Here is a 2,515-nt window from a genome sequence, read left to right on the forward strand (position 1 = left end):
GAAGGTGAGGTGGTAGGATTGGCGGGCAGTCATGATAACACCAGGATGAATTTATGATGAAAGTTTAAACATAAATCAAAAAGACAGGCAAGACAAATAATTAATGACAAGCGGTAAAAATGTCGTATGGATGGTTTCTGAAAGTGATGGGTGAATAGATTTGGGATGAAAGAAGGTCGTCTGAAAGTTGAGTTTCAGACGACCTTGATAAATACCAGATTCTAATTTAGATTTTATATATTAATTTAAGAAAATGTTATTTTATAATTCGAGGGTGGATGGGTTGTTAATCCTTATCATGCCCAATAGTTTGAAAGAAATATGGTTCTTCAAATTGGCAAGGTTCGTTGCCACATACATAAATTTCTTTTAAATAGCTATTTCGCTTTAAAATGGCATCTGTAGCACATTGCAAATATTCAAATATCCCCTCTCTCCCAACCTCTTTTTCTGGCAATATCAAGCATTCATCAAATTTGTTTTTATTCCATTGCCTTTGTTGATGAATTAAATAATTTCTTATATTTACATTTTTCTGCTTTTGAGCAATTGAATAATTATTATTTAATTCTTTCTGTGCCAATAAATATGACTTAGAAAAACATACAAGAATATCCTCTTGTATTATACTGTTTACATGACATGGTTTGTTTAATGCATCTTTATCAATAACTGTTTCAGGTAAATCTCCAAGTGTAAAAGTTGGGGCTAGGCAAATTGTAATAAATAAGGCTCTATTATTTAAAGTGATCACAACGCAATCCTTTCTTCAATATACATAGTAGCAGGTAGATTATGATCTAAAAAAAAACATACAGTTATCTAAAATATTTGGTTTCTACCTAAGCCTACACTTACTAAAATAGGTTAACAATACAATTATTACTTGCTAATAATGAGCAGAAAGACAGAGAAAACCGATTACGAACCATAGATATATGGCTAAGGAAACCAAACGGCGTCCGATAAGTTTATTCCGTAAAACAAATCCTAAAATTAAAGTAATGAAAACAATTGGTAAGCCGATATATATTAAATTGTCAAAATATCTGCCTTGACCTAGATATGGGAAGATCAAGTAGACTCCAAAAATCCCGCCCATAAAATAAATCAGCATGCCCGGCCCTAGGAGTAGAGCGGTAAATATATGTGGCATTAATAAAATTGAAAGCCACTGTTTAGTTTTTAAATTCATTTAAATCACCAATATATGAAACTTTTTATATCGATAGGGTAAATAGGCCGGGTACTTCTGCAAAACCGTCAAATCGTCGAAATATGGGTTTTTGAAGCCAATCTACGCTTGCTTTTTCCCGTTTCAATTAGCGTGAACCGTCGCGCGGGAGTGCTATTAAAGGAGGAACAGGCGGGTCTTGATAGCTTTCGTCGATCTCGAAGCCTTCTGCGCGGGCTTTGTCTTCCATTTGTTTCCTTTCCTTTGCTCTTAAGCGGAGCTCTTTATCCAAGGCTTCGCGGTAGCCCGGTTTGCCAAATTCTTCTTGTACATGTAACCGGAGGAAATCCCAATATGCTTTTACGGTAATTTGTAGAGCATACTGACCGTTGCCATATTGGTCACGATATTGTTCTGAGTTATCCTTACCAAGCATAAACTCCACAAGCACACCCTCCGCATATAGAGTCCCTATCTGAGCTAAGTTGGGCAGTTTCTTCCATTCCTCAGGGGTTAGTTCAATAGCGGCGGGAATGCCGATTATCGGTTTTGCTTTAATTCTACTGTTTTCCACTTCAAAAAAGGCGGCGGCATTTTTACGGTCGTGCTTAATCCTTGGTGCGCTGCGGGAAATCAAATCTGTCCAACCGGCTTGATGCATCTGCCTGATCAGATTATAGAAATTCTGTCTTGCTTCTTCATCACTGATGTTGCTGCTTTTGCCGAGGCCAGAAAACATGTCAAATTCATCAACGCCTAAGAACGGGTTATGACTTCCATCTTCATATGCGGTAATACTGCTTACATGAGGTATTTTAAAAGTATGTTTGCCGTGTTCAAAAACAACGGTTTTTTCCTGATTAAAGTCTATTTCATATTGATTGACATTAAAAAACTCTGAGTCGTCAGAAGGTCCTGCATAATTTTCAGGGAATCTGTTAACAAAATGTTTGCTGGATTCCGGCAGGGTAATGGACACAGTGTCGGGCAGGTTGTCTTTGGGTGTCTCTTTTGAGAAAGGGATGCAGCCTCCCGATAAGAAGATGATGGCGGTGAATGAAATGATTTTATTTATCAGATTATTAGGCATGGTTATCGTCCGTTTTTTGCGATTTAAATCTGCATTAAAGGTAGGCGCAAAGACAATAAGGCAACTGCCAATAATAATTTTTTCATTTTTTGTTTATCTTTGGGTTGGCGTCTATTTTTTAAAATACTGCTAGATGAAAGTCTGAACATAAATCAAAAAGCCCAAAAGGACAAATGGGTGATGATGAGTGGTAAAGATGTCGTGTGAATGGTTGGTTGGTATAGTGGATTAACTTTAAACCAGTACGGCGT

Annotated in this window: 2 protein-coding genes; both read right to left on the reverse strand. The window is 37.0% G+C overall.

What is annotated here, in order from left to right:
- Nucleotides 1-286: 286 nt before the first annotated feature.
- Complete coding sequence (locus HMPREF3277_RS00450) at nucleotides 287-754, reverse strand: lysozyme inhibitor LprI family protein (protein ID WP_070869710.1); 468 nt, start codon at nucleotides 752-754, stop codon at nucleotides 287-289.
- A 568-nt stretch (nucleotides 755-1,322) separates the two neighbouring features.
- Nucleotides 1,323-2,264: a hypothetical protein gene (locus HMPREF3277_RS00455; protein ID WP_070869711.1), complete on the reverse strand. Its 942-nt coding sequence runs from the start codon at nucleotides 2,262-2,264 to the stop codon at nucleotides 1,323-1,325.
- Nucleotides 2,265-2,515 lie beyond the last annotated feature (251 nt).

The organism is Neisseria sp. HMSC70E02 (assembly GCF_001838645.1).
GTDB classification, from domain to species: Bacteria; Pseudomonadota; Gammaproteobacteria; order Burkholderiales; family Neisseriaceae; genus Neisseria; species Neisseria macacae.

Coding starts and splice junctions, on each gene's coding strand:
- HMPREF3277_RS00455 (WP_070869711.1), bottom strand. CDS start 2,264: ATGCCTAATAATCTGATAAATAAAATCATTTCATTCACCGCCATCATC.